Annotated in this window: 20 protein-coding genes and 1 pseudogene; 5 read left to right on the top strand and 16 right to left on the bottom strand. The window is 72.1% G+C overall.

What is annotated here, in order from left to right; all coding sequences use genetic code 11:
- The 7 genes from ACOJUF_RS13835 to ACOJUF_RS13805 form a co-directional block, all read right to left on the bottom strand.
- On the bottom strand, positions 1-360 hold a 360-nt coding region (locus ACOJUF_RS13835; protein ID WP_420122414.1), incomplete at its 3' end, for a type I phosphomannose isomerase catalytic subunit.
- Positions 361-396: 36 nt separating this feature from the next.
- A complete protein-coding gene (locus tag ACOJUF_RS13830; protein WP_420122410.1) occupies positions 397-3,435 on the bottom strand; it encodes an alpha-mannosidase in 3,039 nt (1,012 codons plus the stop codon).
- A gap of 66 nt (positions 3,436-3,501) precedes the next feature.
- Positions 3,502-4,332, bottom strand: coding sequence for a carbohydrate ABC transporter permease (locus ACOJUF_RS13825; RefSeq protein ID WP_420122413.1), 831 nt, complete (start codon positions 4,330-4,332; stop codon positions 3,502-3,504).
- 56 nt (positions 4,333-4,388) lie between these two features.
- Complete coding sequence (locus tag ACOJUF_RS13820; RefSeq protein ID WP_420122409.1) at positions 4,389-5,321, bottom strand: carbohydrate ABC transporter permease; 933 nt, start codon at positions 5,319-5,321, stop codon at positions 4,389-4,391.
- 4 nt (positions 5,322-5,325) lie between these two features.
- A complete protein-coding gene (locus tag ACOJUF_RS13815; RefSeq protein ID WP_420122408.1) occupies positions 5,326-6,696 on the bottom strand; it encodes an extracellular solute-binding protein in 1,371 nt (456 codons plus the stop codon).
- A gap of 154 nt (positions 6,697-6,850) precedes the next feature.
- Positions 6,851-8,122 (bottom strand): ROK family transcriptional regulator, encoded by a 1,272-nt coding sequence (locus ACOJUF_RS13810; RefSeq protein WP_420122407.1) that lies wholly within the window; start codon positions 8,120-8,122, stop codon positions 6,851-6,853.
- Complete coding sequence (locus tag ACOJUF_RS13805; RefSeq protein WP_420122406.1) at positions 8,119-9,042, bottom strand: ROK family protein; 924 nt, start codon at positions 9,040-9,042, stop codon at positions 8,119-8,121. The genes ACOJUF_RS13810 and ACOJUF_RS13805 overlap by 4 nt, the downstream gene beginning before the upstream one ends.
- 317 nt (positions 9,043-9,359) lie before the next feature.
- On the opposite strand from ACOJUF_RS13805, the gene ACOJUF_RS13800 reads away from it, so the two are divergent.
- A complete protein-coding gene (locus tag ACOJUF_RS13800; RefSeq protein ID WP_420122405.1) occupies positions 9,360-10,037 on the top strand; it encodes an ANTAR domain-containing response regulator in 678 nt (225 codons plus the stop codon).
- Positions 10,038-10,113: 76 nt separating this feature from the next.
- On the opposite strand, the gene ACOJUF_RS13795 is transcribed toward ACOJUF_RS13800, so the two are convergent.
- Positions 10,114-10,926: an SDR family NAD(P)-dependent oxidoreductase gene (locus ACOJUF_RS13795; protein ID WP_420122404.1), complete on the bottom strand. Its 813-nt coding sequence runs from the start codon at positions 10,924-10,926 to the stop codon at positions 10,114-10,116.
- Position 10,927: 1 nt separating this feature from the next.
- Positions 10,928-11,890, bottom strand: coding sequence for an alpha/beta hydrolase (locus ACOJUF_RS13790; protein WP_420122403.1), 963 nt, complete (start codon positions 11,888-11,890; stop codon positions 10,928-10,930).
- Between the two features lie 172 nt (positions 11,891-12,062).
- On the opposite strand from ACOJUF_RS13790, the gene ACOJUF_RS13785 reads away from it, so the two are divergent.
- The gene (locus ACOJUF_RS13785; RefSeq protein ID WP_420122402.1) at positions 12,063-13,007 is read left to right on the top strand and encodes a helix-turn-helix domain-containing protein; all 945 of its coding nucleotides are present in this window, start codon (positions 12,063-12,065) and stop codon (positions 13,005-13,007) included.
- Between the two features lie 21 nt (positions 13,008-13,028).
- On the opposite strand, the gene ACOJUF_RS13780 is transcribed toward ACOJUF_RS13785, so the two are convergent.
- From ACOJUF_RS13780 to ACOJUF_RS13770, 3 genes and pseudogenes are all read right to left on the bottom strand, one after another.
- Positions 13,029-14,432: a threonine/serine ThrE exporter family protein gene (locus tag ACOJUF_RS13780; protein ID WP_420122401.1), complete on the bottom strand. Its 1,404-nt coding sequence runs from the start codon at positions 14,430-14,432 to the stop codon at positions 13,029-13,031.
- Positions 14,425-15,027, bottom strand: coding sequence for a recombination mediator RecR (recR, locus tag ACOJUF_RS13775; protein WP_420122412.1), 603 nt, complete (start codon positions 15,025-15,027; stop codon positions 14,425-14,427). The genes ACOJUF_RS13780 and recR overlap by 8 nt, the downstream gene beginning before the upstream one ends.
- A 183-nt stretch (positions 15,028-15,210) precedes the next feature.
- Positions 15,211-15,561 (bottom strand): annotated as a pseudogene (locus tag ACOJUF_RS13770) (YbaB/EbfC family nucleoid-associated protein); the annotation flags it as partial.
- 288 nt (positions 15,562-15,849) lie between these two features.
- On the opposite strand from ACOJUF_RS13770, the gene ACOJUF_RS13765 reads away from it, so the two are divergent.
- Positions 15,850-16,878 carry an N-acetylmuramoyl-L-alanine amidase gene (locus tag ACOJUF_RS13765; protein WP_420122400.1) on the top strand — a complete coding sequence of 343 codons (1,029 nt, stop codon included), beginning with the start codon at positions 15,850-15,852 and terminating at the stop codon, positions 16,876-16,878.
- 217 nt (positions 16,879-17,095) lie between these two features.
- Here the strand turns inward: ACOJUF_RS13765 and ACOJUF_RS13760 are convergent, their stop codons facing one another.
- From ACOJUF_RS13760 to ACOJUF_RS13745, 4 genes are all read right to left on the bottom strand, one after another.
- Positions 17,096-18,709, bottom strand: a complete 1,614-nt coding sequence (locus tag ACOJUF_RS13760; protein WP_420122399.1) for a carboxylesterase/lipase family protein — start codon at positions 18,707-18,709, stop codon at positions 17,096-17,098.
- Between the two features lie 114 nt (positions 18,710-18,823).
- Positions 18,824-19,657 carry an alpha/beta hydrolase gene (locus tag ACOJUF_RS13755; RefSeq protein WP_420122398.1) on the bottom strand — a complete coding sequence of 278 codons (834 nt, stop codon included), beginning with the start codon at positions 19,655-19,657 and terminating at the stop codon, positions 18,824-18,826.
- 256 nt (positions 19,658-19,913) lie between these two features.
- Positions 19,914-22,652, bottom strand: coding sequence for an AAA family ATPase (locus tag ACOJUF_RS13750; protein WP_420122397.1), 2,739 nt, complete (start codon positions 22,650-22,652; stop codon positions 19,914-19,916).
- Positions 22,653-22,728: 76 nt separating this feature from the next.
- Positions 22,729-23,049: a putative quinol monooxygenase gene (locus ACOJUF_RS13745; protein ID WP_420122396.1), complete on the bottom strand. Its 321-nt coding sequence runs from the start codon at positions 23,047-23,049 to the stop codon at positions 22,729-22,731.
- A 347-nt stretch (positions 23,050-23,396) separates the two neighbouring features.
- On the opposite strand from ACOJUF_RS13745, the gene ACOJUF_RS13740 reads away from it, so the two are divergent.
- On the top strand, positions 23,397-23,867 hold the full coding sequence (locus ACOJUF_RS13740; RefSeq protein WP_420122395.1) for a hypothetical protein: 471 nt from the start codon (positions 23,397-23,399) through the stop codon (positions 23,865-23,867).
- An 8-nt stretch (positions 23,868-23,875) separates the two neighbouring features.
- Entirely contained in the window at positions 23,876-25,480 is a 1,605-nt protein-coding gene (locus ACOJUF_RS13735; protein WP_420122411.1) for a GMC family oxidoreductase, read from the top strand.
- Positions 25,481-25,600: the final 120 nt, after the last annotated feature.

Here is a 25,600-nt window from a genome sequence, read left to right as displayed (position 1 = left end):
GTAATTGCGGAACGGCGCGTCGACCGGCACCCCGGCCGCATCCTCGGCATCGAACCCGGCTTGCGCCTGAGCCATCGTCGGGTGGGCCTGCAACGACAACGGCGCGTCCGCGGCCAGCAGCTTGAGCAGGAACGGGAACGTCCCGTCGAACTCGCGGGCCACCTCGGCACCCAGCACACCGACCGGGTCGGCGTCGATCAGCTCGGGCAGCGTCCCCGCGCCGGCAAGCCCGGACGGCGCCCCGGGGTGGGCCCCCAACCACATCTCCGCCTGCGGTTGCACCGAGGGCACGGGCTCGCCCAGCAGGGCGGCGATCGCGGTTCGCGACCCCCAGTCGTAGGGACGCGTGCTGTTCTGCATCAGGTACACGGCCGGCACTCCTTCCCGGATCCGGGGTCAGGCGCGGGCGACCCGCACGGTCACCAGCTGGAACGGGCGGAGGGCCAGATCGGCCCCTGACCCGTCGGACGAGCCGTCGACGATGGCCGTGCCGCCCTCGATCGCACTCTCCAGCAGGTCGGTCTCGACCACCGAGGCGGCCGGGAACGCGACCGAGAATCGCGCCCGGGCCCGGCGTCCCAGCGCCTCGTAAAGCCGGACGACCACGTCCCCGGTGCCGTCCTCGGCCAGCTTCACCGCCTCCACGACGACGCCGGGATGGTCCACCGAGACCAACGGTTCCACTTCGCCGACCGCGACATCCTGCACGATGCGTTTCCCCAGATTCGTCCGGTACCCCTCGACCACCGCGTGCACCACGTCCGCTCCGGCGACCAGCCCGACCCGCAGCCGGTGCCGTCCCTGGTCCTGTCCGGGATCGGGGAACAGCGCCGCCCGCACCAGGGACAGCCGGACGGTCGACGTGGTGCCGCCCCCGTCCTTGGCCCGGCGGCTGATGTCGTGCCCGTACGTCGAGTCGTTGGTGACGGCTACCCCGAAGTCCGGCTCGGCGACGCGGACCCAACGGTGCGCGACGGTCTCGAACCGGGCGGCGTCCCAGGACGTGTTGGTGTGAGTGGGTCGCTCGATGTGGCCGAACTGGATCTCAGAGGCCGCCCGGTCGGTGTGCACGTCCACCGGGAAGGCCAGTTTGAGCAGCTTCTGCCGCTCGTGCCAGTCGATGTCGAGGTCGATGGACAGCGTCCGGGATCCCGCGTCCAGCCACATTCGCTGCACCACGGTCGAATTGCCGAAGGATCGGCCGACGACGACCGCTGCGTCGTCGATCTCGACCAGGTCCGCGGCCACCAGATCGGTGACGGTCCGCCGGTAGTGCTCGTCGATGTCCCAGGCGTCCCACTGGGTCGGGGTGTCGCGGTGCAGCTGTAGCAGGCCGGCGCGATCACCAACCGGCACGACCTCCCGCCCGGTGGCCAGGTCGACCATGGACGCGATCAGGCCGTTCCGGTCGATCACGACGCGGACGACCCCGTTGTCCAGCACGATGGTCTCGCCGTCCGGCTCGGGCCGCACCGGTCCGTCCGTGGCCACGGGGGCGATGCCCAGCGCTGGCACCCCGGCCCGGGTGTGCGGGGCCGCATTGGCCAGCACGGCCCCGTCACCGGTTCCGAGCAGGGCGCGCAGCGCCTCGTCGACGATGTCGCCGAGCTCGGTCCGGATCCGGTCGTAGTTGCGCTCCGCATCCTGGTGCACCCAGGCGATCGACGTGCCGGGGAGGATGTCGTGGAACTGCTGCAGCAGTACCAGCTGCCAGATCCGCTTGAGCCGGTCTGCGGGGTACTCCCACCCGGCCCGGATCGCCGCGGTCGCGGCCCAGAGTTCGGCCTCGCGCAGCAGGTGCTCGCTACGCCGGTTGCCCTGCTTGGTGCGCAGCTGGCTGGTGTAGGTCCCCCGGTGGAACTCCAGATACAGTTCCCCGCTCCACACCTCGGGGCTGGGGTACTCGGTCTGCGCCGCGGTGAAGAACTCCCGCGGGGTGCTGTGGCGGACCACCGGCGAGCCCTCGAGCGAGGCGGTGCGCGCGATCGTCGCGGTCATCTCGGCAGTGGGTCCGCCGCCGCCGTCGCCGTAACCGTAGGGCAGCAGCGACACGCTCGATCGGCCCTTGTCGGCGAAGTTCCGCTCGGCGTGGGCCAGATCCTCGGCGCTGACGTCGGAGTTGTACTTGTCCACCGGCGGGAAGTGGGTGAACAGCCGGGTGCCGTCGATCCCCTCCCACAGGAACGTGTGGTGCGGAATTCGATTGGTCTCGTTCCAGGAGATCTTCTGGGTCAGGAACCAGCGCGCGCCGGCCGCCCGCGCGATCTGCGGGAACGCCCCGGTGTAGCCGAACGAGTCGGGCAGCCAGACCTCCGGGGTGTCGATGCCGAACTCGGAGCGGAAAAAACCCTTGCCCTCGACGAATTGCCGGACCAGCGCCTCGCCGCCGGGCATGTTCGTGTCGGACTCCACCCACATGCCGCCGACCGGCACGAAGCGACCCTCCCGCACCCGCTCGACCAGCCGGGTCCACAGCGTCGGGTAGAACTCCTTGACCCAGGCGAACTGCTGCGCCGACGAACTGGCGAAGACGAAGTCGGGGTCGCTGTCCATCAGCGCGAGCACATTGCTGAACGTCCGCGAGACCTTCCGCGCCGTCTCCCGCACCGGCCAGAGCCAGGCGGAGTCGATGTGCGCGTGGCCGACCGCGTGCAGGACGTGGGCACTGGCGCCGGCCGGCCGGTCCAGCAGCGGGGCCAGCACGGCCCGGCCGGCGGACGCCGTGCCGGCCACGTCGTGCGGGTCGACGGTGTCGGCCATCCGGTCCAGCGCGAGCAGGATCTGCGCCCGCCGCGGCGATCCGAGGTCCAACTGGCCGAGCAATCCACGCAGCACGAGGGCGTCGGCCAGCAGATCGGCGACGACGAGGTCGCGCAGCGCCAGATCGACCGCCCGCAGCACGTACGCCGGCTCGCGACCGGCCGTGGCGGGGTCGCCCAGCGCGGTGGGCTCGAACGAGAAGAGGCTGCCCACATCGGGATTGGACGCGGCTTCGATGAGCACGTCGACCCGGCCGGCGACGTCGACCGCGGCGGCGACGGCGGTGTTGAACGGGGCGATCCCCTTGATCGGCACCCCGTCCCGGCCCCAGACCAGCGCCTCGGCCTGGAACCCGCTCTGCCCGGCCGTGAAGCCCAGGTCGACGACCAGCTCGGCCCGGGTGCCGGCCGGCAGGGCGCCGTCGGCGTCGAGCCAGCCGGCCGGCACCTCGCCGGTCACCGCGAACCAGGTCGTGTCCCAGGGCCGTCCCCAGGCGGTGCCGACCGAGAACGGTTCGTAGACGGCGCGTTCGGCCTCGGCGAACGGGACGGGCTCGCCGTTCACCACCCACGCGCGCACCGTCAGCGGGGTCCGTCGGCGGTACAGCGCGGGCCGGAGCCGCTCGGTGATGAAGCGGTCGATGCGCATCTCGACGAGCGCGGTGCGGTCGTGCATGGCGAAGGGATCCTCGTCCTGGAGTGGGTCGGCGGGCGGTGTCGGGGGCGGGCAGGGCCGGGCGGGTCAGCCCTTGACGGCGCCGGCCATCGCCGACGAGCCGCCCAGGCCGCGCTGGACGAGCACGTACAGCCCCAGCACGGGCAGCGAGTAGATGATCGAGTAGGCGGCGAGCTGGCCGTACGCCACCGCCCCGAACGAGCCGAAGAAGTTGAAGATGCTGACCGAGGCCGGTTGCAGCGCCGGGTCCAGCAGCAGCACGAACGGCACGAAGAAGTTCCCCCAGGCCTGGATGAACACGAAGATGAACACGACGGCGATGCCCGGTCGCATCAGCGGCAGCACGATCCGGACCAGGGTCCGCATCGACGACGCCCCGTCGACCCAGGCGGCCTCCTCCAGCTCGATGGGCACCGAGTCCATGAAGTTCTTCATCATCCAGATGGCGATGGGCAGCGAGCTGGCCGTCATGAAAAGAATGGTGCCGCCGAGGGAGTCGATCAGGTTGAGCTGCACGAACAGGCTGTAGACGGGCACCATCATCGCCGTGATCGGCAGGCAGGTGCCGAACAGGATGCCGTACAGGAACGGCCGGGTCACCCGCATCTGGTAGCGCGACAGCGGGTAGGCGGCCAGGGCAGCGAGCACGACCGTCCCGACGGCGGTCCCGCCAGAGAGGATCACGCTGTTCCACAGCGGGAGCAGGGTCAGTTCCGGGTCCAGCACCGCCCGGAAATTGTCCAACGTCATGACCTTCGGCATCGCGATGGCCAGGGTCGGGTCGGCGTCCAGCGACGCGGTCAGCAGCCACAGCAGCGGCACCGCGAACACCAGCCCGATGCCGACCAGCATCGCGTTGGCCAGCCACCGCATGGTGCCGCGCTGCGGCGCCGACATCGACAGCGGGGCCTTGCCCGCGACCGGCCCGCCGGCGGCGGCGGAGATCGTGGTCATCACTTCACCTCGGTGCGCAGCGCGCGGATGTAGAAGACGGAGAAGATGCCGCCGACCACCAGCATGATGGTGGCGATCGCGGTGCCGTAGCCGAGCTGGCCGAACTTGAAGGCCTCCTGGTAGGCCAGGATCGGCAGCGTCGTGCTGCGCACGCCGGGCCCGCCCCCGGTCATCACGTAGATCAGGGTGAACACCGACAGGGTCTGCAGCGTCACGATCATCGAGTTCGTCGCGATCGTCCGGCGGATCATCGGCAGGGTCACCCAGACCAGCCGCTTGACGCCGCTGGCGCCGTCCATCTGGGCGGCCTCATCGATCTCCGGCGGCACCTCGGACAGCGCGGCCGAGTAGACCATCATCGAGAACGCCGTGCCCCGCCAGATGTTCGCGACGATGACGATCAGCATCGGGTGCTCGTAGAGCCAGCTGATCATCGGCACACCCATCGCGCTCAGCGCGGTGTTCAGGCTGCCGTCGTCGCGGAAGAACGCGTAGGCGGCGAACGCGGCGACGATCTCGGGCAGCACCCACGCGGTGACCACCACGGTGCCGACGATCGCGCCGACCACCCGGCTGGCCGCCCGCATCAGCAGGGCCAGGCCCAGCCCGATGACGTTCTGCCCCAGGACCGCCGAGAACAGCACGAACAGCACGGTGTTCCACACCGAGATGGGGAAGTCCGGATCCTCGAACAGGGACTTGTAGTTGTCCAGACCGACGAACGATGACGAGACGGCCGACGTACCGGACAGTGTCGCGTCGGTCAGCGACCCGTACAGCGATACCAGGATCGGCCCGACCAGGAAGATGCCGAGCAGGACCGTGGCCGGCAGCAGGGGCAGGGTCCGGCGGGCGGCCCGCGAGCCGCGCGCGTGGGCGCGCGACTCGCGGGCGGTGCTGCCCGGCGCGGCGGGTGCAGCGGTGGCCGTCATGTGCTCAGCTGCTCGCGGTCTCGGTGTTGTCCGCGCCGACGATCTTGGTGACGGCGGCGTCGTACGCCGCGGCCGCTTCGTCCACGCTGGACTGACCGGTCATCACGGCCTCCATGGCGACCTGGATCGCGTTGGAGATCTCGCTGTAGTCCTCGGTGGCGGGCCGGAAGTGGGTGACGTCGACCAGCTTGGAGAAGAAGCCGAAGCTCGGGTTGGCGCCGGTGTAGCTCGGGTCGGCGGCGACGTCCGAACGGACCGCGATCTGGCTGTTGTCGACGTCGTAGGACAGCGCGTTCTCCTTGCTCAACGCGGTCGTCAGGAAGGCGAACGCCTGATCCGGGTTGGCGGTGTTCTTGCCCAGGGCCAGCGTCCAGCCGCCAGACATGCTCGTCGATCCAGGGGTGGCGCCGTCCTTCGTCGGCATCGGGGCCAACCCCAGCACGGTGCTCCAGTCGGACCAGGGAGCGGTCCCGCCCTCGACCCAGGCCGCGGACTGCCAGGACCCGTCGAGCGCGATCGCCAACTTGCCCTTGGGCAGCCACTCCGCGGTCACGTTGGTGAAGATGTTGGGGTCCAGGGCCTGCTGCAGAGACGGCCCGAGGCCGTTCTGGTAGGTGTCGGCGACGTACTGCAGGGAGTCCTTGAAGCCCTGGCTGCCGACGACCCACTTCTTGGTGTCGGCGTTGTAGAGCCAGTCCGGTGTGCCGGACATCAGCATCTCGAAGGTCTGCATGGAGGCAGCCTCACCGGCCGCCTTGCCCGAATACATGTTGATCGGGATGACGTCCGGCAGCTTGGCCTTGATCGTCTGAGCGGCCGCGGTCACGTCGGCCCAGGTCTTGGGCTCCCACGGGGTCGGGATGCCGGCCTGCTCGAAGAGCTGCTTGTTGTACCAGAGGGCCCGGGTGTCGGTGCCCAGCGAGACGCCGTAGGTCTGCCCGTCGGGCCCCTGCCCCGCCTCCTGCGCACCCTTGGCGTAGAGCTGCCAGTCGGGCCACTTGGCCAGGCGGTCGTCGAGCGGGAGCAGGTAGCCGGCGGCCGCATCGGACTGGATCTTGAAGGTGTCCTCGTACTGCACGTCCGGTGCGGTGCTGGCCGACTTGTTCATCAGCGCGAGCTTCGTGTAGTAGTCGGCACCCTCGGCCTGGATCGGCTGCAGCTGCACCGTCACGCCTGGGTTGGCCGCCTCGAACTGCTTCTTGGCCGTCTCCATCAGGGTCTGCATCTGGTTGAAGGTCGCCGTGGTCTGGTAGGCGACCTTGATCGTCTTGCCGTCCGAGTCCGACGACCCCGACTTGCTCGAACATCCGGCGAGCGCACCGACCGCCAGCGCGGCGGCGGTGACCAGGCTCAACACCTTCGTCGATGTCTTCATCTGAAGCTTCCTTGCTCCCTTGCTCCCGGGATCCCCGCGACGGCTGCGCGGGCGATGGATAATTTATAAATCAAGTTGAAGAACTAGGTCAAGGGCCGAGTGGACCCGACTTTTCGGGATCGGTTCAGCACGGCCGGACACCCGGCCGGCCGGATCACGGAGTGATCAACAGGTCTTCCGGCCGGGCGGAGAACGAGCGGTCGAGCATCAGGCAAGCGGCCCCGACCGCGGCGACGTCGGTGCCCAGCCGGGACTCCCGGAGCTCGATCGGCCGGGTGGTGGTCAGGGCGGCATTGGCCAGCAGCCGCTCGCGCAACCGCGGGGCGAGCGATCCGCTGAGCCGCGCCCAGACCGGTCCGCCCAGCACCACGATGTCCAGGTCGAGCAGGTTGTTCACCTCGGTCACCGCCCGCGCCAGGTGGTCGGCGGTCCGGATCAGCACCCGATGGGCGGCCTCGGTGCCCTCGGCGGCCAGCCGGCTCAGCGCGTCCAGCTCGGCGCGGACGTCGGGACCGGGTCCACCCGACCCGGAGACCGACCCGGACCGCAGGCCGGCGTCCCTCAGCAGGCGCCGCGGCTCGATCGACGGGCCGAGGCATCCCCGCAGCCCGCAGGGGCACGGCGGACCGTCCGGATCGACGATCAGGTGCGCGACGTTGCCCGCGTTGCCCGTCCGCCCGCGCAGGGGCGAGCCACCGACGGCCAGGCCGACACCGACGCCCGCCCCGTAGTAGACGAACATCGAGTCGGTCAGTTCCTCGGCGTGATCGAACCAGAGTTCACCGACAACGGCTGCGGTCACGTCCTTCTCGAGCGTCACCGGCAGGCCGGACGCCGCCGCGATGCGGTCCCGGACGTCGATGTGGTGCCAGCTCGGCAGCAGTGGCGGGTCCAGCAGCCGGCCGGCTTCGGCATCCAACGGCCCAGGCGCGGCCACACCGATGCCCAGCACGCGATCGGCGGCGATCCCGGACCGGTCGACCAGCTCCAGCGCCGTTTCGGCGACCGCAGCGACCAGCACCTCCGGTGCGCCGGCCCGAGGGGTGTATTCGGCGTGACGGATGACCGATCCGGCCAAGTCGACCACGACGTAGGTGTCGACGGCCGGGTCCAAGTGCACTCCGACCGCGTAGCGGGCGGTCGGGTTCAGGGTCAGCAGGGTCCGCGGTTTGCCCGGCCCGGAGATGACCTTCCCGGCCTCGCTGATCAGCCCCGCGTCGGCCAACCGGCGCGTGACGTTGCTCAGCGTCTGGGCCGAGAGTCCGGTCCGGCCGGCCAGTTCCACCCGGCTCAGTCCGTCCGGGACGCGGCGGATGAGATCCAGGACCAGGGTCTGGTTGTAGGTGCCGACCGCCGGGAGGTTGGACCCGCGGCGCCGGCCGGCGCCGGAGTCGTCGGGCCGCTCGCCCGCGGTCCGGCCGGTCATTGCCGCAGGATGAGCGCCGCGGCGCCGAGCAACGGCCCGTCGCCGGCCAGGGCGGACCTGGTCACCCGCACCCGGCGCGCATACGGGTGCAGCGCGGCCTGCTGGACCGCCGCGTGCACCCGATCGATGTAATCGTCAGCGACATTGACGAATCCGCCGGCGATGGCCACGGTCTGCAGGTCGTAGAGGGTGGTGGCGGTAGCGATCGCCTCGCCGACCGCAGCCGCCGACCGGGCCACCGCACGCTCGGCGATCGCCGACCCGGACCGATACGCCGCGGCCAGATCCTCGCCGGTCTGCCCGTCCCAACCCTGGGAGCGCGCCCAGGCGACCGTGCCGGGTCCGGCCGCGATCGCCTCCAGCGTGCTGGCGACCGGGTCGTCGGCGTCCCGGGTCCGCACCCGGATCTGACCGATGTGCCCGGCGTTCCCGGAGGTTCCGGTGACCGGGCGGCCGTTGGCGATGAAACCGCCGCCGACGCCGGTGGACACGACCATGGCCAGCCCGTCGGAGCAGCCGGCGAGCTCGCCCAGCCAATGTTCGGCAAGCGCGATGCAGGTGCCGTCCAGCGCCAGCGCCACCGGGGCGTCGGGCGCCAGCCCGGCCAGCACCTCGGTGATCACCAGATCGGCCGCGGTCGGCAAGTTGATCGGAGAGATGGACCCGGCCGGCAGGTTCACCGGACCGGCGGAACCGACGCCGATACCCAGGACCCGGGACCCCGGCCCGCCGGCCGCGCGGGCCGCCGCGGCGGCCGCCCGGATCGACGTGGCGATGGCCTCCCGGGTCGAGGCCCGGCCGGTCGGTCGCCGGGCGACGGTCTCGCGCAGCACCGAGCCCTCCGGCGTCACCAGGGCGGCGTCCACCTTCGTCCCGCCGATGTCCACCGCCAGCGCGACGTCGGGCGCGGGGTCGGTCATGACGGGTACCTCCGGGGATCGACTGCGGGGCACCGCTGCAGCGGGCCGCGCCAATCTACGATAAATGGCTGCCCGATGCCGACGGCGTCGGCATCGCCACCTGGTCCCGGTCCGGTCCGGTCCGGTCCGGTTCGGTTCGGTCGCCCCCCCGCCCGGCGATCCCGCTCGGGCCATCCGCCGGCGCGACCGGACCGCGGGCGCGGCGCCCCCCCATGCTTGAGTCGCCACGCAGTGCTTGATAGACTACGCACATTGACGACGGTGAGCGGGCCAGCCGGCCGGTTCGGGACGCGGCGACGACGAAGGGATGTCCGGTGATGAACGCGTTACGGCCAGGTACTCCGGGCCCCGGCGGAGCCGGGCCGGCCGCCGTGCAGGCCGATGCCTCCGCGCCGGTCGACGGCCGGGTCCGCAGCGCCGTCGTGGTCGATCGGGACGAGGCGGTCCGCACCGCGGTCGAGGGTCTCCTGGAGCGCATGGGCTTCCAGATCGCCGCCCGGGCCGACGACCCCGCCCTGATGTCCGGCCTGGTCCGGGACGGGCGACCGGACGTGGTGGTCCTGGCGATCGGTTCCGGCCCGGACGACCTGGCCGCCCTGGCCGACCTCACCGCCGCCCGGATCGCCCCGGTGGTCGTGCTCACCGACGAGGTGACCCCGGAGCGCGTCGCCGCCGTCCGGGACGCCGGCGCCCATGGACTGCTTCCCGCGTTCCCCAGCCGGGTCAGCCTGCTCCCGGCGATCGAACTGGCCATCGCGCGTTTCGCCGAGGTCGCCCGGCTGACCGCGGAGGTCGAGGCGGCCGCGCGCCGGCTGGAGACCCGCAAGCTGATCGATCGGGCCAAGGGGCTGTTGATGACCCACCGCGGGCTGACCGAGCCCGAGGCGTTCCGCTGGATCCAGCGCACGGCCATGGATCGGCGCAAGAGCTCGGCGGTCGTCGCCGCCCAGGTCATCGCCGAGTTCGAGCAGGCCCCGATCCGCACCGCGTCCTGAAGGACCGGTGCGGGGAGACGCCCCCGTCGACACCTCCCCGCCGGCCCGCCCCGCCAGGCGCACCTGTTCCGCTCCCCTAGACCGAGTAGCGGCAGAGCGTCTCCCCACCGTCGATGCGGACGAGATCCCCGTGCACGTAGCTGGATTCATCGCTGGCCAGGTACAGCGCGAGCTGGGCGACGTCGGCCGTCTCACCCCACCGTCGGAGCGGGACGCTGTCGGCGAACGACCGCATGAACGCCATGTCCTCGTACAGATCCCGGGTCAGCGCGGTCTTGGCGTAGGTCGGGCAGATGCCGTTGACCCGGATGCCTTCCGCGCCGTACTCGATGGCCGCGCACCGGGTCAGGTTGGCCTGCGCGCCTTTGGAGATGTTGTAGACCGACTGCATCGGGTGCCCTTGGAGACCGGCGGTGGACACCAGATTCACGATCACACCGCGCTGCCCGGTCACCGGATCGACCTCCTGACGGCGGAACTGCGTGACCGCCGACTGGGTGCCGAAGAAGGTCCCCTTGACGTTCACGTCGAAGCACGCGTCCAGGTCGTCCTCGGTGAAGGCGTCCATCAGCTTGCCGCCGCGGTAGATGCCGGCGTTGTTGAACATGACGTCCAGCCGGCCGAAGTGCTCGACCGCGGCGGCGACCGCCCCGTCGGTGTCGGCCCGGCGGGTCACGTCGCACCGCACGAACACGGCCCGGCCGCCCTGGGCCGTGATCAGATCGGCGGTGCCGTGCTCGAGATCGTCCTCGAAACCCTTGGCCAACGGCTTGTCCAGAATGTCGGCGACGACCACCGACGCACCTTCCCGGGCGAACAGCAGCGCCGCCGCCCGCCCGAATCCCGACGCCGCCCCGGTGATCACGACAACCTTGTTCTCCAGCCGCATGTCAGACCTCCACCCCTGCGCCGGCCAGCAGGTGCCGGCGGAACCAGTCCAGCTGCACCCCCGCCGAGATGTCGAAACCCTTGACGTACGCATCGAAATGGCCACCGGGCAGGACCACCAACTTCTTCGGCTCGCGGGCCGACGCGAAGCCGTCCAGCGCGATCCGGGTCGGGGTCAGCACGTCGTTCCGGGCCACGCACATCAGCAGCGGGGTCGGTGCGATCAGCCGGATGTAGGCCCCGGGCTGGTATTCGGAGAACCGTTCGACGCTGCGCAGCGTGCACGAGTTGACGAAGCTCGGGGCGCGCAGCTCGTGGGTGCCGATGAACCACTCGTAGGAATCAGGGGTGGGCAGGGCGCTGGGCGCCAGCGGATCGGCGTTGACCACGTCGATCATCACGGGGTCGGCCCCGGCGAACCGGGCGCGCCGGTCGGCGTCGAATTCGGCCCGGGCCCCGTCGACGAAGTCGGCCCGCACCAGCTGCCGGAAGTTGGCGTCGCCGTCGACGACGGGCACCTGGCTGGTGACGGCCTTGACCCGGCGGTCGGTGGCCGCGACCACCAGCACGTGGGCACCCGAGTAGCTCGATCCCCAGATACCGATGCGGTCCGGATCGGCCCCCGGCAGCGTCTCGGCGAACGTGATCGCGGTGCGGAAGTCGACGATCTGCCGCTGCGGGTCGATCTCGCCGCGCGGTGCGCCGTCGGAGGCGCCCAGGTTGCGGTTGTCGTAGACCAGGACGTTGAGCCCGCCGGCCGCGAACACCTCGGCGTACCGGTCGAGGTACATCTCCTTGACCGCGGCGAACCCGTGGCACATCACGACGACCGGCGCACGGGGCGCGCCGCCCGCGGCCCGGTAGTACCAGCCGCGCAGCGTGACCCCGTCGGCGTCGAACTCGACGTCCCGACGCTGGTCCGGAACGGCCACGCCCGCCGCGCGATCGGCGACACTGCTTGTCATCAGGGCTCCTTCACCTCGTTGTGGGGACCGGCGGGAATCACGCTAGGGCGGCGTCGGCCGGCCCGGCCATGACCATTCGTGCCGGGTGCCGGCCGGTTTGCGCCAACTCGCGACCGGCCCTTGTGGGCCCGTCGCCCGCGCGCCTACGGTCGAGGCACCCCCGGAGGTGGCCATGACGCAGCCCGACGACTGGTCGTTCCGCACGCACGATCGCGCCGAGGCGGTCGACGCGTGGAGCCGGATGCTGTCCGCCACCCACCTGTCCTGGAGCGTGACCGAGCTCGATCCGGACCGCCAGGTCGGGTTCGGCGCGTCGGTCCGCCGGCGCCACCTGGCCGACCTGATCCTCGTCGACTGCACCTGCGACCCGAACGCGGGCGTCCGGGCCAGCCGCGAGGTCGCCGGCACTGACGGCGAGTACCTGGTGATGCTGATGACGCTGCGGGGGCGGGAGATCGTCCAGCAGGGCGGGCGCCAGGCGGCGCTGGAACCGGGCAGTGTGGTGGTGTGGGACTCGGCGACGCCGGCGACGTTCCTGGTGCGCGAGCCTTTGATCAAGCGCAGCCTGCTGGTGCCCAAGGCGGCGCTGGCGGAGGTCGGGGCCCGCGGGGAACTGATGACCGGCTCGGTGCTGGACGCCGGCGCCCCGGCCGTCACCCTGCTCAGCGGGTACCTGGAGGCGCTGTCCACCACCATCGATCGGCTGCCGCTCGGCGCGTTGCCGGCCGCGCGCAACGCGACCATCGAGCTGCTGGCGGCCGCCCTGCAGGAGCCGGTCCGGGTGCCGCAGACCACGGTCGCGACCCGCGCCGCGGCGGAGGCGCACATCATGCGCCACCTGCGTGAACAGCGGTTGTCGGCCGCCGGCGTGGCCCGGGCGATCGGGGTGTCGGTGCGCTCCCTGCACCGGGCGTTCGAGGACTCCGGGGAGAGCGTCGCGTCCTTCATCCGGCTCCGCCGGCTGGCCCGGGCCCGGGACGACCTGGCCGCCGGCCTGACCGTCGGCCAGGTCGCGCGCCGTTGGCACTACACCGATCCCACCCACATCTCCCGCTCGTTCAAGCGGCACTTCGGCGTCAGCCCGAGCGACCTGACGCCACCGGTCGCGTCCGGCTGACCCGGCCCGGCCGTCCCGGGCTCAGCGGCCGGCACCCCGCCCGAGCCGCTGCGATCGGCGCCGCAGCACCCGCAGCCGCCAGGTCCGCCGGATCGCCCCGGCGTCCTTGGTGATCGACATGCCCATCAGCACCCCGAAGGCCACCGCGAAGATGGAGATGCCGGTGATGATCAGGTCCTGGGCGCCGCCGGTCGCACCCATCGCCAGGCTGGACACGCCGCGGAAGCCCAGCGCGCCGGGCAGCAGCAGCCAGAACGCCGGCAGCAGCAGCACCGCTCCCGGCGGGCTCTGCGGGAACTTCGACAGCAGATGGCTCAGCGGCACGATGACCAGCCCGCCGAGCAGGCCGGACAGCGACGGCGTGAGCAGCAGCGCACCCGCTGCCTGCGCGGCGTAGGAGGCGTAGAGGGCGATCAGCAGGAACACCAGGGCACCGGGCGGGGCGCTGGAGTAGAGCATGTAACCGACCCCGACCAGGGCGACGCCCACCCAGGGCGCCCAGGCCCCCGCCTGCACCGCGCCGCTCTGGGCCGGGTACCCGAGCAGGTTCAACCCGGCGAAGACGCCGAAGGCCAGCAGCAGCAGCTGCGACATGCCCCAGACCAGCCGGCTGGCGCCGGACACGATCTGGGCGCCGGCCAGCTCGATCGTCGCGATGGTCAGCGTCGCGCCGGGCAGGAAGGTGATCAGCCCGGGGACGACCAACCGGATCGGGTCGTCCCGGACGAACGGCGCCACCACCTCGACCGCGAGCACCGTGACCAGGAACGCGGCGATCACCGGCAGGGCGACCGAGAGCGTGCCCCACCGGCCGGCCAGCAGCCGCAGCAGCGCGACGAACAGGCCGAGCCCGGCGTAGAACGGCAGGCCGACCAGGTCGGGGTTGAGCAGCAGGCCGAAGCCGACGGCGAGCACCATCTGACCGACCACCGAGACCCAGGTCGGGAAACGCGGTTCCGCGGTCAGGATCCGATCCAGGCGCTCCAGCCCGGCGGTCGGGCTGATCGTGCCCGTCTTGAGCAGGTCCACCAGGTCGTTGACCTGCCCGATCTGATCCAGCCGCAGGTCCCGGTTGGGCACGGTGACCAGGTCGACCTCGGATCGGCTGGACCGCAGCAGGATGCCGGTCGGCATGACCATCGCCTGCAGGTCGACCTGATAGACGGCGGCCACGTCCTGCAGCGTCTGGGTGGCGGTGGCCGCGGAGTCGGCGCTGTTGAGCAGGGCGACCCCGAGCGCGCGCAGCAGCTCGAGCAGATCGGGCGGGGTCGGCAACGGCTCCGGGCTGATCCGCGGCATCGGCTGGGTGTCGTCGGGTTCCAACGCGCGCAGGGTCACGCGCAGCTGGTCGCGCCAGTGGTAGATGCCACCGGACCCGGTCGCGGTCGCCTCCGACGGGCGGCCCGGATCGTCCGGGTCAGGCATCGACCGAACGCCGGCCGGCGAAGGCCCGGCCCAGGGTCACCTCGTCCGCGTACTCCAGGTCGCCGCCCACCGGCAGCCCGCTGGCCAGCCGGGTCACCGACAGGCCGGGGAACGGCTGCAACAACCGGGTGAGGTAGGTGGCGGTCGCCTCGCCTTCCAGGTTCGGGTCGGTTGCCAGGATGACCTCGCGAACGCCCGGCGCGGCGATCCGGGTGAGCAGGGGCGCGATCCGCAGCTGGTCCGGCCCGATCCCGTCGATCGGCGAGATCGCGCCGCCCAGCACGTGGTACTTGCCCCGGAACTCCCGGGTGCGCTCGATCGCGGCGACGTCCTTGGGCTCCTCCACGACGCAGATCACCGCCTCCTCCCGAGCCGGGTCGGCGCAGATCCGGCACGTCTCGTCGGCCGCGACGTTGCCGCAGACCGCGCAGAACCGCACCTCGTCCTTCACCCGTTGCAGGGCCGCCTGCAACCGGGTCAGGTCGGCCGGGTCGGCCGTCAGCAGGTGGAACGCGATGCGCTGGGCCGATTTCGGCCCGATGCCCGGCAACCGGCCGAGCTCGTCGATCAGGTCCTGGACCGGACCTTCGTACACCGGCACCGGTCAGACCCCGCCCGCACCGGGCGACCGCGGGTCCTGCGGCGCGGGTTCGATCGCCTCGACGGTGATCACCTCGATCTCGGTGACCTCGTCCTCGTCCCCGTCGTCATCCTCGTCGTCGTCGTCGTCCTCGTCGTCGTCATCGTCGAGGTATTCGTCCTCCTCGTCGGCCGGACCGAAGTTCGGCAGCGAAAGCCCCAACGCGGACAGGTCCAGGGAGCCGGTCAGCCCGCTGGCCGCCGCCCCCATCGCGTCGTTGGCGACGTCCTGCGCGGCCCGGCGGGCGTCGTGCACGGCGGCCACGATCAGGTCCTCGAGGGTCTCCACGTCGGCCGGGTCGACCACGGACGGATCGATGGACAGGCGCAGCAGGTCGCCGCCGCCGTTGAGCACCGCGGTGACCAGCCCGCCGCCCGATGTCCCGGTGACCTCCTGCTCGGACAGCGACGCCTGGGCCCGTTCCATCTCGGCCTGCATCTGCTGGGCCTGGATCAGGATCTGCGAGAAGTCCGGCATTCCGGGCAGCATGAATCACTCCGTTCCGGCGGCCGATCCGGGTCCGTCCACCACCGGCCACAGTAGTTGGCCGCGCGGGCGAGGCCACCATCGAACACAGGCGGTGGGAACCGCGTCGATCCGGCGACGAACCAGCCGGATCGCGCGGGGTCGGTGGTGGACGGACCCGAGCCCGGCGCGGACACCACGTCGATCCGGTGCCGTCGGTCGTCCACCGCAGGAGTGATCTCGGTGGCGCGGCCGCCGGCGACACCGCCGACCTACCGGGGCGCAACACCCGCCGATGGCACAGTAGGCACCATGAGTCACCAGGCCCTGCGCGCGCGCCGTGGTCGGTTCGGCGTGCTCGCCGTCGCTGGCGCGGCCCTGCTGCTCGCCGCCTGCGCCGCCCCGGCGCAGCAGGCCGAGCCGCCCAGCACCAGCTTCTCCCCGTCGATCGTGGCCTCCTCGGCCGGCGATCCGGTCACCGTGCCCGGGCTCAGCAGCGCGACGTCGAGCTCCGCGGAAGCGCCGAGCCCGTCGCCGGAGTCGTCCTCCGCCGAGCCTGACCCGACCCCGGAATCGACGCCGGTCGACGCGCCGCAGGACGACTACACCCCACCGGCCGAACCGCCGGCCCCGGCCCCGCAGGAACCGGCCCAGACCCGCGACCCGGCCACCGAGCAGCAGCCCGCGACCGGCGGCGGCAAGATCGTCGTCATCGACCCCGGCCACAACGGCGCCAACGGGTCCAATCCGGACATCATCAATGCCCTGGTCGATGCCGGGTTCGGGCAGACCAAGCCGTGCAACACCACCGGCACCTCGACCAACGCGGGGTACACCGAGCACGAGTTCAACTGGGGCGTGGCCACCCGGCTGCAGTCGATCCTGTCCGCGCGTGGTTTCGACGTGCGGATGACCCGGAACAGCGACGACGGCGTCGGGCCGTGCGTCAACAAGCGGGCCGCTTTCGGCAACGACGCGAACGCCGCCGCGGTGGTGTCCATCCACGGTGACGGCGACGACGCCGGGGCCCAGGGCTTCTACGTGATGACCGCGGAACGGGCACCGGCGGGGGCGGCGATGGCCGCGCAGTCCGAGGCGCTGGCCTCGGACATGCGGGACGCGCTGGTGAACGCGGGCCTGTCGCCGTCCAACCACCTGGGCTCCGGCGGCCTGTGGCAGCGCGGCGATCTGGCCGGCCTGAACCTGTCGCTGCGGCCCACGGTCATGCTGGAGATGGGCAACATGCGCAACTCCGCCGACGCCGCCCTGATGAGCTCGTCCCAGGGGCAGCAGCAGATCGCCGAGGGCATCGCGGACGGGGTCAGCGCCTACCTGGGCTGAACCGGCCGGCCCCGCCGGATCCGCCGGACCCGGCCCCGCCGGCTCCGCCGCACCCGGCTCCGCCGCCCCTGCTCGCGCGGATCAACAACGCCGGCGCGGATCAACAAGCCCCGGATGTGACGGATGAGCAGCAAGTCGACGGGTTTGTCCGCGCCTGCGTAGATGATCCGCGCGGGACGCGGCAGGCCGGGGCGGCGGGGGCAGGCCGGACCGGGGATCAGCGGAATGCGAGCACCGTCGGCCCCCACGCGGCCCGCAGCTCGGCGTCAAGGTCGCCGACGAGGACGTCCTCCCGGTCGATCACCATCGTCGCCCGGCCACGCGGGTCGAAGGCCGGCCAGGCCGGAGCTCCCGGTGCGTCCGGCCCATCCCCGGCGATGAACGAGCGCCATCGCTGCTGCATCCGGGCCGACAGCACCCGGCCGGTCCGCAGGCCGCCGAGCTTGAACGTCGGGTCCTTGGGGCCGGCGACGAGGTTGCCCCACAGGTAGGGCAGTTCGGTGGCGTGGGTGGCGCCGATGCGCAGCAGCCGCAGCAACGGCGTCGCCCAGTCGAAGCGGTAGAGGTAGGTCGGCGCCACGGATGCGTGGGCCTGTGCAAGCCACACCGCGGGCATGCGGAAGCCGATGTCGCGGGCCACGGCCAGCCCGCGGCCCTTGGCCCGGACGCCGGTGTAGGCGGACAGCACGCGGTCCTCCGTCGGCAGCGTGACGTCCGGGCGTTCCTGCGCCAGCCGGCCGAACATCCCTCGGATGGTGTCCGGCGCCACCGGCATGATCGGCGCCGACATGCGGGCGAACAGCGACGCCTCGTCCTTGTTCGTGCCGATCAGCAGCGGGACCGGGTGCTGGCGACCGGCCAGGAACGCGTCCAGGGGGTGCTCCGGCACCAGGCTGCCGTCGACGACCGGGAAGAACGCCAGGACGCCCGGTGACGTGGTCGGGATCGTGTCGTAGGTGCCCGTCGCCGCCCGCAGCAGCGGGCCGATCGGCAGCGACCGCAGGGCCGGCAGCAGGTCCGCCGCCCCGCCGTTCGTGCCGCTGCCGGCACCTGCGTCCGCGCGCAGGCCGGCGCGGTCGAGGAAGACCTCGGTGACGGTCCGCGCGCGGTGCCGGTCGAACACGCTGGTCGCCGGCGAGCTCTGGGCGATCGCCCGGTGGAACAGGCCGGCCGCGGCCGGCACCGTCATCAGCGTGGTGACCAGGCCGCCGCCGGCCGACTCGCCGGCCAGGGTCACCCGTCCGGGGTCGCCGCCGAACGCCGCGATGCTGTCCCGGACCCAGCGCAGGGCCAGCAGCACGTCCTGCAACGCGGGGTTGGCGTCGACGCCGGAGTCCGGGGCGACCGAGGTCAGGTCGAGGAAGCCCAGCGCGCCGATCCGGTAATTGATGGTGACGACCACCAGGTCGCCGTCGGCGACCAGGTCGGCGGCGTCGTAGATCGGTTGGCTGCCCGACCCGAGCAGGTACGCGCCGCCGTGCACCCAGACCATGACCGGGCAGGCGTCGCCGGGCCGCACCGCCGCGGCCGACCAGACGTTCAGGAACAAGCAGTCCTCGTCCTGCACGGCCTGCGGACCCAGGTTGATCACCGGGTTCGGCGGCTGCGGCGCGATCGCGCCGAACCGGCTGCCGTCGACCGGATCGGTCCAGGGCTCGGGCGGCACCGGCGCGCACCACCGCCGGGCGCCGGTGGGCGGCGCCGCGTACCGGATCCCCCTGAACACCCGCACCCGGCCGTCGTCGGTGCCGCGCACCGGTCCGGCCGGGGTGTGCACGACGGGTCGGTCCGGCGATCGCAGCTCGTTCGTCACCCGACGATCATGGAGCATGCGCCGACCCCGCTCCGCGGCGCTGCTGCCCGGCCCCGTCGCCCGGCCTGATCGGCGTGGCCCGCCCGGCGCCGCCTCGACCGGATGTCCGGCGGCCTGCGCCCGACCGGGCGGTCAGCGACCGGCCAGCCAGGGCCGACCCGTCCGCGCGTGGGTCAGGCCCCACTCGAGGGCGCGATCGGCAACGGCCTCCCACCCAGGGGCCGCGCAGGTCCAGTGGTCCCGTCCGGCGAACTCGACGTACTCGGTCAACGCCGGCGACGCCCGGTAGTGCCGGGCGTTCGACCGGTTCACCGACGGCGGCATGATGTGGTCCGATTCGCCCGCGATGAACAGCAGGGGCGCCCGGTCCGCCGTGTAGTCCACCCAGGTGTCCTGGTGGCCGGGCTTGAAGTTGGCGAACAGGCCGTACTCCCAGACCCAGTAGCCGGGAGCGGCGATGGCGTACCGGTCCCAGACCGTCCTGGACTCCTCCACGGTCAGGGTGTTGGTGAAGGCGTAGTGAAACTCCTCCGGGGTGAATCCGACCGCGCGGTGCCGGTTGGCCGGGTTCTTCAACGCCGGGAACAGCGATCGGGCCTGCGAGACCGGGGTCACCCGAACCCCTTCCGTCGGCGCGGAATCGATGACGATGCCCGCCGAGCCCAGTCCGCGGGCCAGCAGCAACTGGGTCAGCGTCCCGCCGAAGGAGTGGCCCATGATCAGCGGCGGCGTGTCGACGCCCTCGATCACCGACGCCAGGTGGTCCAGGGTGTCCGCGACCGTCAGCTCGGCGATGATCTGCGGGTTTTCCCGCAGGGCCTCGACCTCGATCTCGAATCCCGGGTAGGCCGGGGTCAGCACGGTCACCCCCTTGGCGCGGTAATGCTCGACCCAGTTCTCCCAGCTGCGCGGGGTCATCCAGAGCCCGTGGACGAGCACCACGGTGTCGGGGGCGGAGTCGGTCATGTCGACGGTCCTTCCGGTCATGGGTCGGTGGAGTCGTGAGACGACGGCGGCCGGCGCCCGGTGGTCGGCGCCCGGTGGTCGGCGCGGCCGGGTTGTCGGTGCGTCCGGGTGGTCGGACCGCCGCCGTGGCTTTCGGCCCCACTCGGGGGGTCGGCTCCGCCGATCCTGGACCCGCCCGGACGGCGGGCGGACCACGTGAACCACGTAGTCGGTCCGGCCGCCGCCCCGGCCGGCCGGATCAGCCAGGTCCCGGTGACTACCCGGCGGCGGGACCGCCGAGCCGATCGGACAGCTGCCGCCGTGAGGAGACGGCCAGCTTGGCGAACACCTTGCGCAGGTGGTAGTCAACGGTGTTCGGGCTGATGAACAGGGCGCCGGCGATCTGGGCATTGGTCTGCCCGGCCGCCGCGCGCCGGGCGATCGCCAGCTCCTGGGCGGTCAGACCGAGCGGGTTCCCCTCGTCGGCGGTCGTTCCTGCCGCGCCGGTGGCCTCGATCTCTCCGCGGACCCGGCCCAGGAAGATCTCGCCCCCGCCCCGCTCGAAGAGGTCCCGGGCGCTGGTGAGTTCGCGCCGGGCCTCGCCGCGCCGGCGAACCCGGCGAAGCCACTCACCGTAGAGCAGGTGGGCCCGGGCCAGGTCGATCAATGCACCGGTGCCGGCCAGCGCCTCCACGGCCGACCGGTAGTGCGGCTCGGCCTCGCCCGGCGGGGCGATCAGAGCCCGGCTGCGCGCCGCGAGGCCGCGGTACCAGGGTGAGCCGTTGACGGCCGCCCGCCGGTCCATCTCCTCGACCCGGGTCACCGCCTCGTCCGCGTGGCCGCTGCGGACCGCAGCCTCCACGAAGTCCGGGAACTGCACCGGCGTCACCTGGAGGAACGGCTCCATGATCTGCGGGCGAAGCAGCCGGTAGGCATCGGGGTACCGTCCCTCGGCCAGGTCACGCACCGCCAACGACCAGGTGGCCACGGCCGTCACGCCACCGAAGCCTCCCGCCGCGGCCGCCGCGCCTATCTGCCGGACGAGCTCCCGCGGGCCACCGGTCCAGGCGATCACCGCCGGATTGACCACCTGCTCGCTGTCGTACCCCATCGACCGCCGGATCCCGCGGACCTCCTCCACGCATTCGGCCGCCCGCCGCACCGTGCCGCCGGTCAGCTGGGTCAAGGAGATCAACCACATCACCGTGTCCAGCGAACGCAGAGCGCCGGCGGCGCGCGCGGCCGCCGCGCACCGGTCGAGGGCGGCGTCCCGCTCGTCGACGTCGGCCAGGAACGTGGTCAGCGCGGTGATGGCCGTGCCCAGTTGCATCGCATCCGGTTCGGGCAACCGCCGGATCCGGTCGAGCGCCGCCCGGACCGGCGGGACGGCCCGGTCGTACGGCAGCCGGATCAGGGCGCCCAGGCCGCACAGGATGTCGGCGGTCGGACCGTCCGCGAGGGCCGCCGCGGCGGCCATCCGCTCGCCCAGCTCGTCCGGGGTGACGCCGTCCATGAGCCGGTCGGCGACGACACAGGACTCGAAGGCCATCAGCAGGGTCTGCTGCTCCCGCACCGGATCGTGGTCGTGGAACCCGTCGGCCGCCTCGATCAACATTGCGGTGCCGCGCCGCAGGATGTCCGGGTCGGCGGTGAACAGGGCGATGCCGTAGCGGACGACGGTGCACCGGGCCCGCAGCACCGGGTCCAGCACGGCGGGGTCCACCCGGCCCAGCAGGTCGGCGGCCACCTGCACCGCGCCGACCACCAGCGCCGCCTCGGCCGCCCCGATCAGCCGGTCGGCCTGTCGACGACCGGGCGCGGTCAGCTCGGCGGCCCGGGCGAGCACGCTGGCCCGGGAGGCGAAGCCGCCGCGCCGGGCGGCCAGGTCGGCCGCGTGTTCCAGCCGGTCGGCGATCGCGGGATCGGGACCCGGGGTGGCCTGGGCGGAGTGCCACGCCTCGAGCTCGGTCCGGCCGAGCCCCGTCGCCGCCGCGGCCAGCGCGCGGTGCACCCGCCGCCGGTCCACCCCGGACGCCGCGGTGTAGACGGCCGAGCGGACGAGCGGGTGCCGGAACCGCACCGTGCCGGAAAGGGCGACCAGGCCGGCGGCTTCGGCCCGGCTGCCGGCGTCGGGATCGATGCCGAGGCGGTCGGCGGCAGCGCCGATCACATCGAGGCCGGCCGCCGAATCGGCCGCGGCCAGCAGCAGCCAGGCCTGCGCGAGCGGGTCGACCGCGGCCACCTGGCGCAGGTAGTGCGCCTCCAGGCGCGGGCCGACGGGCACGGGCCGGTCCGCCAGCCCCCACCCGGCCAGTTCGGCCGCGGAAGCGTCACCGGCCAGATCCACGATGGCCAGGGGATTCCCGCCCAGCGCCCGGACGATCGCGGCGGCCGCGGCCGGATCGATCGGCTCGGCCGTCGAGCGCCGGAGCAGCCGCACTGCCGCGTCCGTCGGCAATCCGGGTAACGTCCGCTCGGGCACGCCCGCCAGCCGCCGGGCCACCGCCGGATCGGGGCGCCCGGCAAACAGGAGCGCGATGCGCTCCGACTCGATGCGGCGGGCGACGAAGCCGAGAGCGTCCAGACTCTCCACGTCCAGGTGGTGGGCGTCGTCCACCACGCACACCAGCGGCTGCTCCGCGGCGGCCGCCCCCATCAGGCCGAGCAGCCCGAGGCCGACCAGGAAGCGATCCGGGGGCGGACCGTCGGCCCGGCCCGCGGCGATCGCCAGGGCCTGACGCTGCCGCTCGGGCAACACCGCCAGCCGACCGGACAACGGGATCGCCAGCCGTTGGACCGCGGCGAACGGGATGGTCGACTCGGCCTCGAATCCGGCGACGGCCACCACGGACACGCCCGCGGCCCGGCTCGCCACCGCCTGCAGCAGCGACGTCTTGCCGATCCCCGGCTCGCCGGAAACCAGCACCGCACCGCCGTGTCCGGCGCGCGCCCGCTCGAGCACGGATTCCAGCTCGACAATCTGGGCATCCCGACCCACAAGGGCGTTTGCGGGCATGCACGACCATAACGCAGCCCGGCGGCCGGTCGGCGAACCCGCCCGCCGCCGGCGCCCGGGCCGGACGCGCCCCCGCCTACTTGACTTCCATCTCCCCCAGTTCGGACCAGTCGTTGCCCGGCACGACGAAGTTGACGATCTTGGGCGTCGCGACCAGGTACTGCGGCAGGTCGGCCTGGGCCTGCTTGAAGTGCGGGGCGGTCACGTGCGCCTCGGCCGCGTCGTCCAGGAACGCCTCGATCAGCACGAACTCGTTGGGGTCGTCGACGCTGCGCGACCAGTCGAAGAACAGATTGCCCGGCTCGGCGCGCGTGGCCTCGGTGAAGTCGCGGGTCAGATCCAGCCACTGGTCGGCGTTCTCCGGCTTTACCTGCCACTTGGCGCAGATGAAGATCATGCGTGGTGCCCTTCCGTCGGCTCGTCCGCCCGGGAGCGGACCTTCGGGCCGCCACCGCACCCACGCGCCGTTGCGGGGCGTCGGAAGCCGGCCGGCGCCGACCCTATGACAGCCGAGTGAGGTCCGCCTCCGGATGTTCTCAGGGTGCGAGAACCGGTCTGGAATTCGCCCCGTTCCCCCCGCAGAGTGGCTGCATTCCTGCCGACGGGCGGTCATCCCGTCGACGCCTGGTCCACGCACGATCCGGCGCCGACGAGCACATCGGGACGCGCCTTCCGTCACACATCTCCGTGGGAACCCGGCCTCGGCCGGCCGACTCGCGGGCACCACACCGAAGTGGAGAGGGCATGACGTCAACCCAGGACACCGACCGCGCCAGGCAGGTCCTGATCCGGATGCTGCAGGCGGCCTACCCGCATGCCAACGTCCCCCGCGGGCCCTACGAGCGCACGGCGGACAAGCTGATCGCGGACGCGGCCGGCAACCCGTTCAACCGCTCGACGCTGGAGCAGGGTCTGGCCGACCTGGACGCCCTGGCCGACGGTGACTTCGTCGGCCTGAGCACCGCCGATGGGTACACCATCCTCAAGCGGATCGAGAGCACGGCGTTCTTCGGCTACGTGCGCCGCTTCGCCACCGTCAACCTGTACGACGACCCGGAGACGTGGGCCGCGCTGGGCTACGAGGGCTCCTCGTTCGACAAGGGCGGCTACGTCAGCCGCGGCTTCAACGACCTGGACTGGCTCCCCGAGCCGCGGATCACCGAGTACGACGGCCCGGTGACGTTCGTCCCCATCAAGACCAAGACCGGAGCGTGAGCGGACAGATGGCGACCACCAAGGGCAGTGGCGGCGAGCACGCCGGCGTCCATTTCGACCAGAACGACGACTCGGTCGTCGTCGTCATCGGCTCCGGGGCCGGCGGCGGCACCACCGTGCACGACCTCACCGCGGCCGGCGTGAACGTCGTCTGCCTGGAGGCGGGCGCCTACTTCACGATCGACGACTGGGTGAACGACGAGTGGGAGGCGTTCAGCCAGATGGCCTGGCTGGACGTGCGCACCACGTCCGGCAGCTGGCGGATGCCCAAGGACTTCCCGAACCTGCCGGCCTGGATCGTCAAGGCGGTCGGCGGCACCACCACCCACTGGTCGGGTGCGACCCCGCGCTTCCACGCCCACGAGTGGAAGGCCCGCACCAACTACGGCCGGATCGACGGCGCCAACCTGCTTGACTGGCCGGTCGACCACGACGAGATGGCGCCCTATTACTCGATCGCCGAGGACCGCATCGGGTCGACCCACACCAACGGGCGCGCCCCGCTGCCGGCCAACAACAACTATTTCGTGCTGGCCAACGGGGCCGAGAAGATGGGGTACCACTTCTACGCCACCGGCCCGTACGGCACCAATGCCGAGCCGTACGACGGCCGGCCCGCCTCCATCCAGGACGGCTTCAACTTCCAGGGCGACAAGAACGGCTCCAAGTGGAGCACGCTGGTCAGCGAGATCCCCAAGGCCCTCAAGACCGGCAAGCTCGACCTGCGTCCCAACTCCCACGCCGTGCAGATCACCCACGACGCGTCCGGCCGGGCCGATTCGGTGCTCTACCTGGACTCCGGCGGCAACCTGCAGCGGCAGAAGGCCCGCGTGGTCGTCGTGGCCGGCAACTCGATCGAGACCCCGCGCCTGCTGCTGCAGTCGGCCAGCCCGCAGTTCCCCGACGGCCTGGCCAACTCCTCGGGCCAGCTGGGCCGCAACTACATGCGGCACACGACCGGCTCGGTGTACGCCCAGTTCGAGCGGCCGGTGCACATGTACCGGGGCGAGACGATGGCCGGCCTGATCGCGGACGAGTCCCGGCACGATCCCGACCGCGGGTTCGCCGGCGGCTTCTACATGGAGACGCTGTCGCTGGGCGTGCCGTTCCTGGCCAGCTTCGTCGAACCGGGCCTGTGGGGACCGGATTTCACCCGGATCATGGACGGCTACGCGAACACGGCCGGCATGTGGATCGTCGGTGAGGACATGCCCCAGGAGACCAACCGGGTCACCCTCAACCACGCGGTCAAGGACCAGCACGGGCTGCCGGTGCCGAACGTGCACTTCGACGACCACGCCAACGACGTCGCCATGCGCACCTACGGCTACCAGCAGGGCCAGGCCATCTACGAGTCGGTCGGCGCGATCTCCTCGCACCGCACGCCGCCCTACCCGGCCACCCACAACCTGGGCACCGCGCGCATGTCCGCCCGCCCGGAGGACGGCGTGACCAACGCCTACGGCCGGGCCCACGACGTGCCGAACCTGTTCGTCGCCGACGGCTCGGTCTTCACCACCGGCGCCGCGGCCAACCCGACGCTGACCATCGTCGCGCTGGCCATCCGCCAGGCCGAGCACATCGTGGCCTCGCTCAAGAGCCAGCAGCTCTAACCCGCCCTCCCCCGCGCGGATCAAACACGCCCGCGCGGATGAACAGGTCGACACGCGGCCCACCACTCACAATCGGCGTCAGTTTATCACCCCGGGTAGGCGGGTCCCCGCGGGTCGGCG

This window comes from Nakamurella sp., from assembly GCF_048594475.1.
Taxonomy (GTDB): Bacteria; Actinomycetota; Actinomycetes; order Mycobacteriales; family Nakamurellaceae; genus Nakamurella.
The sequence above is the reverse complement of the archived record's forward strand: the minus strand, read 5'-3'. Positions and strand labels throughout refer to the sequence as shown.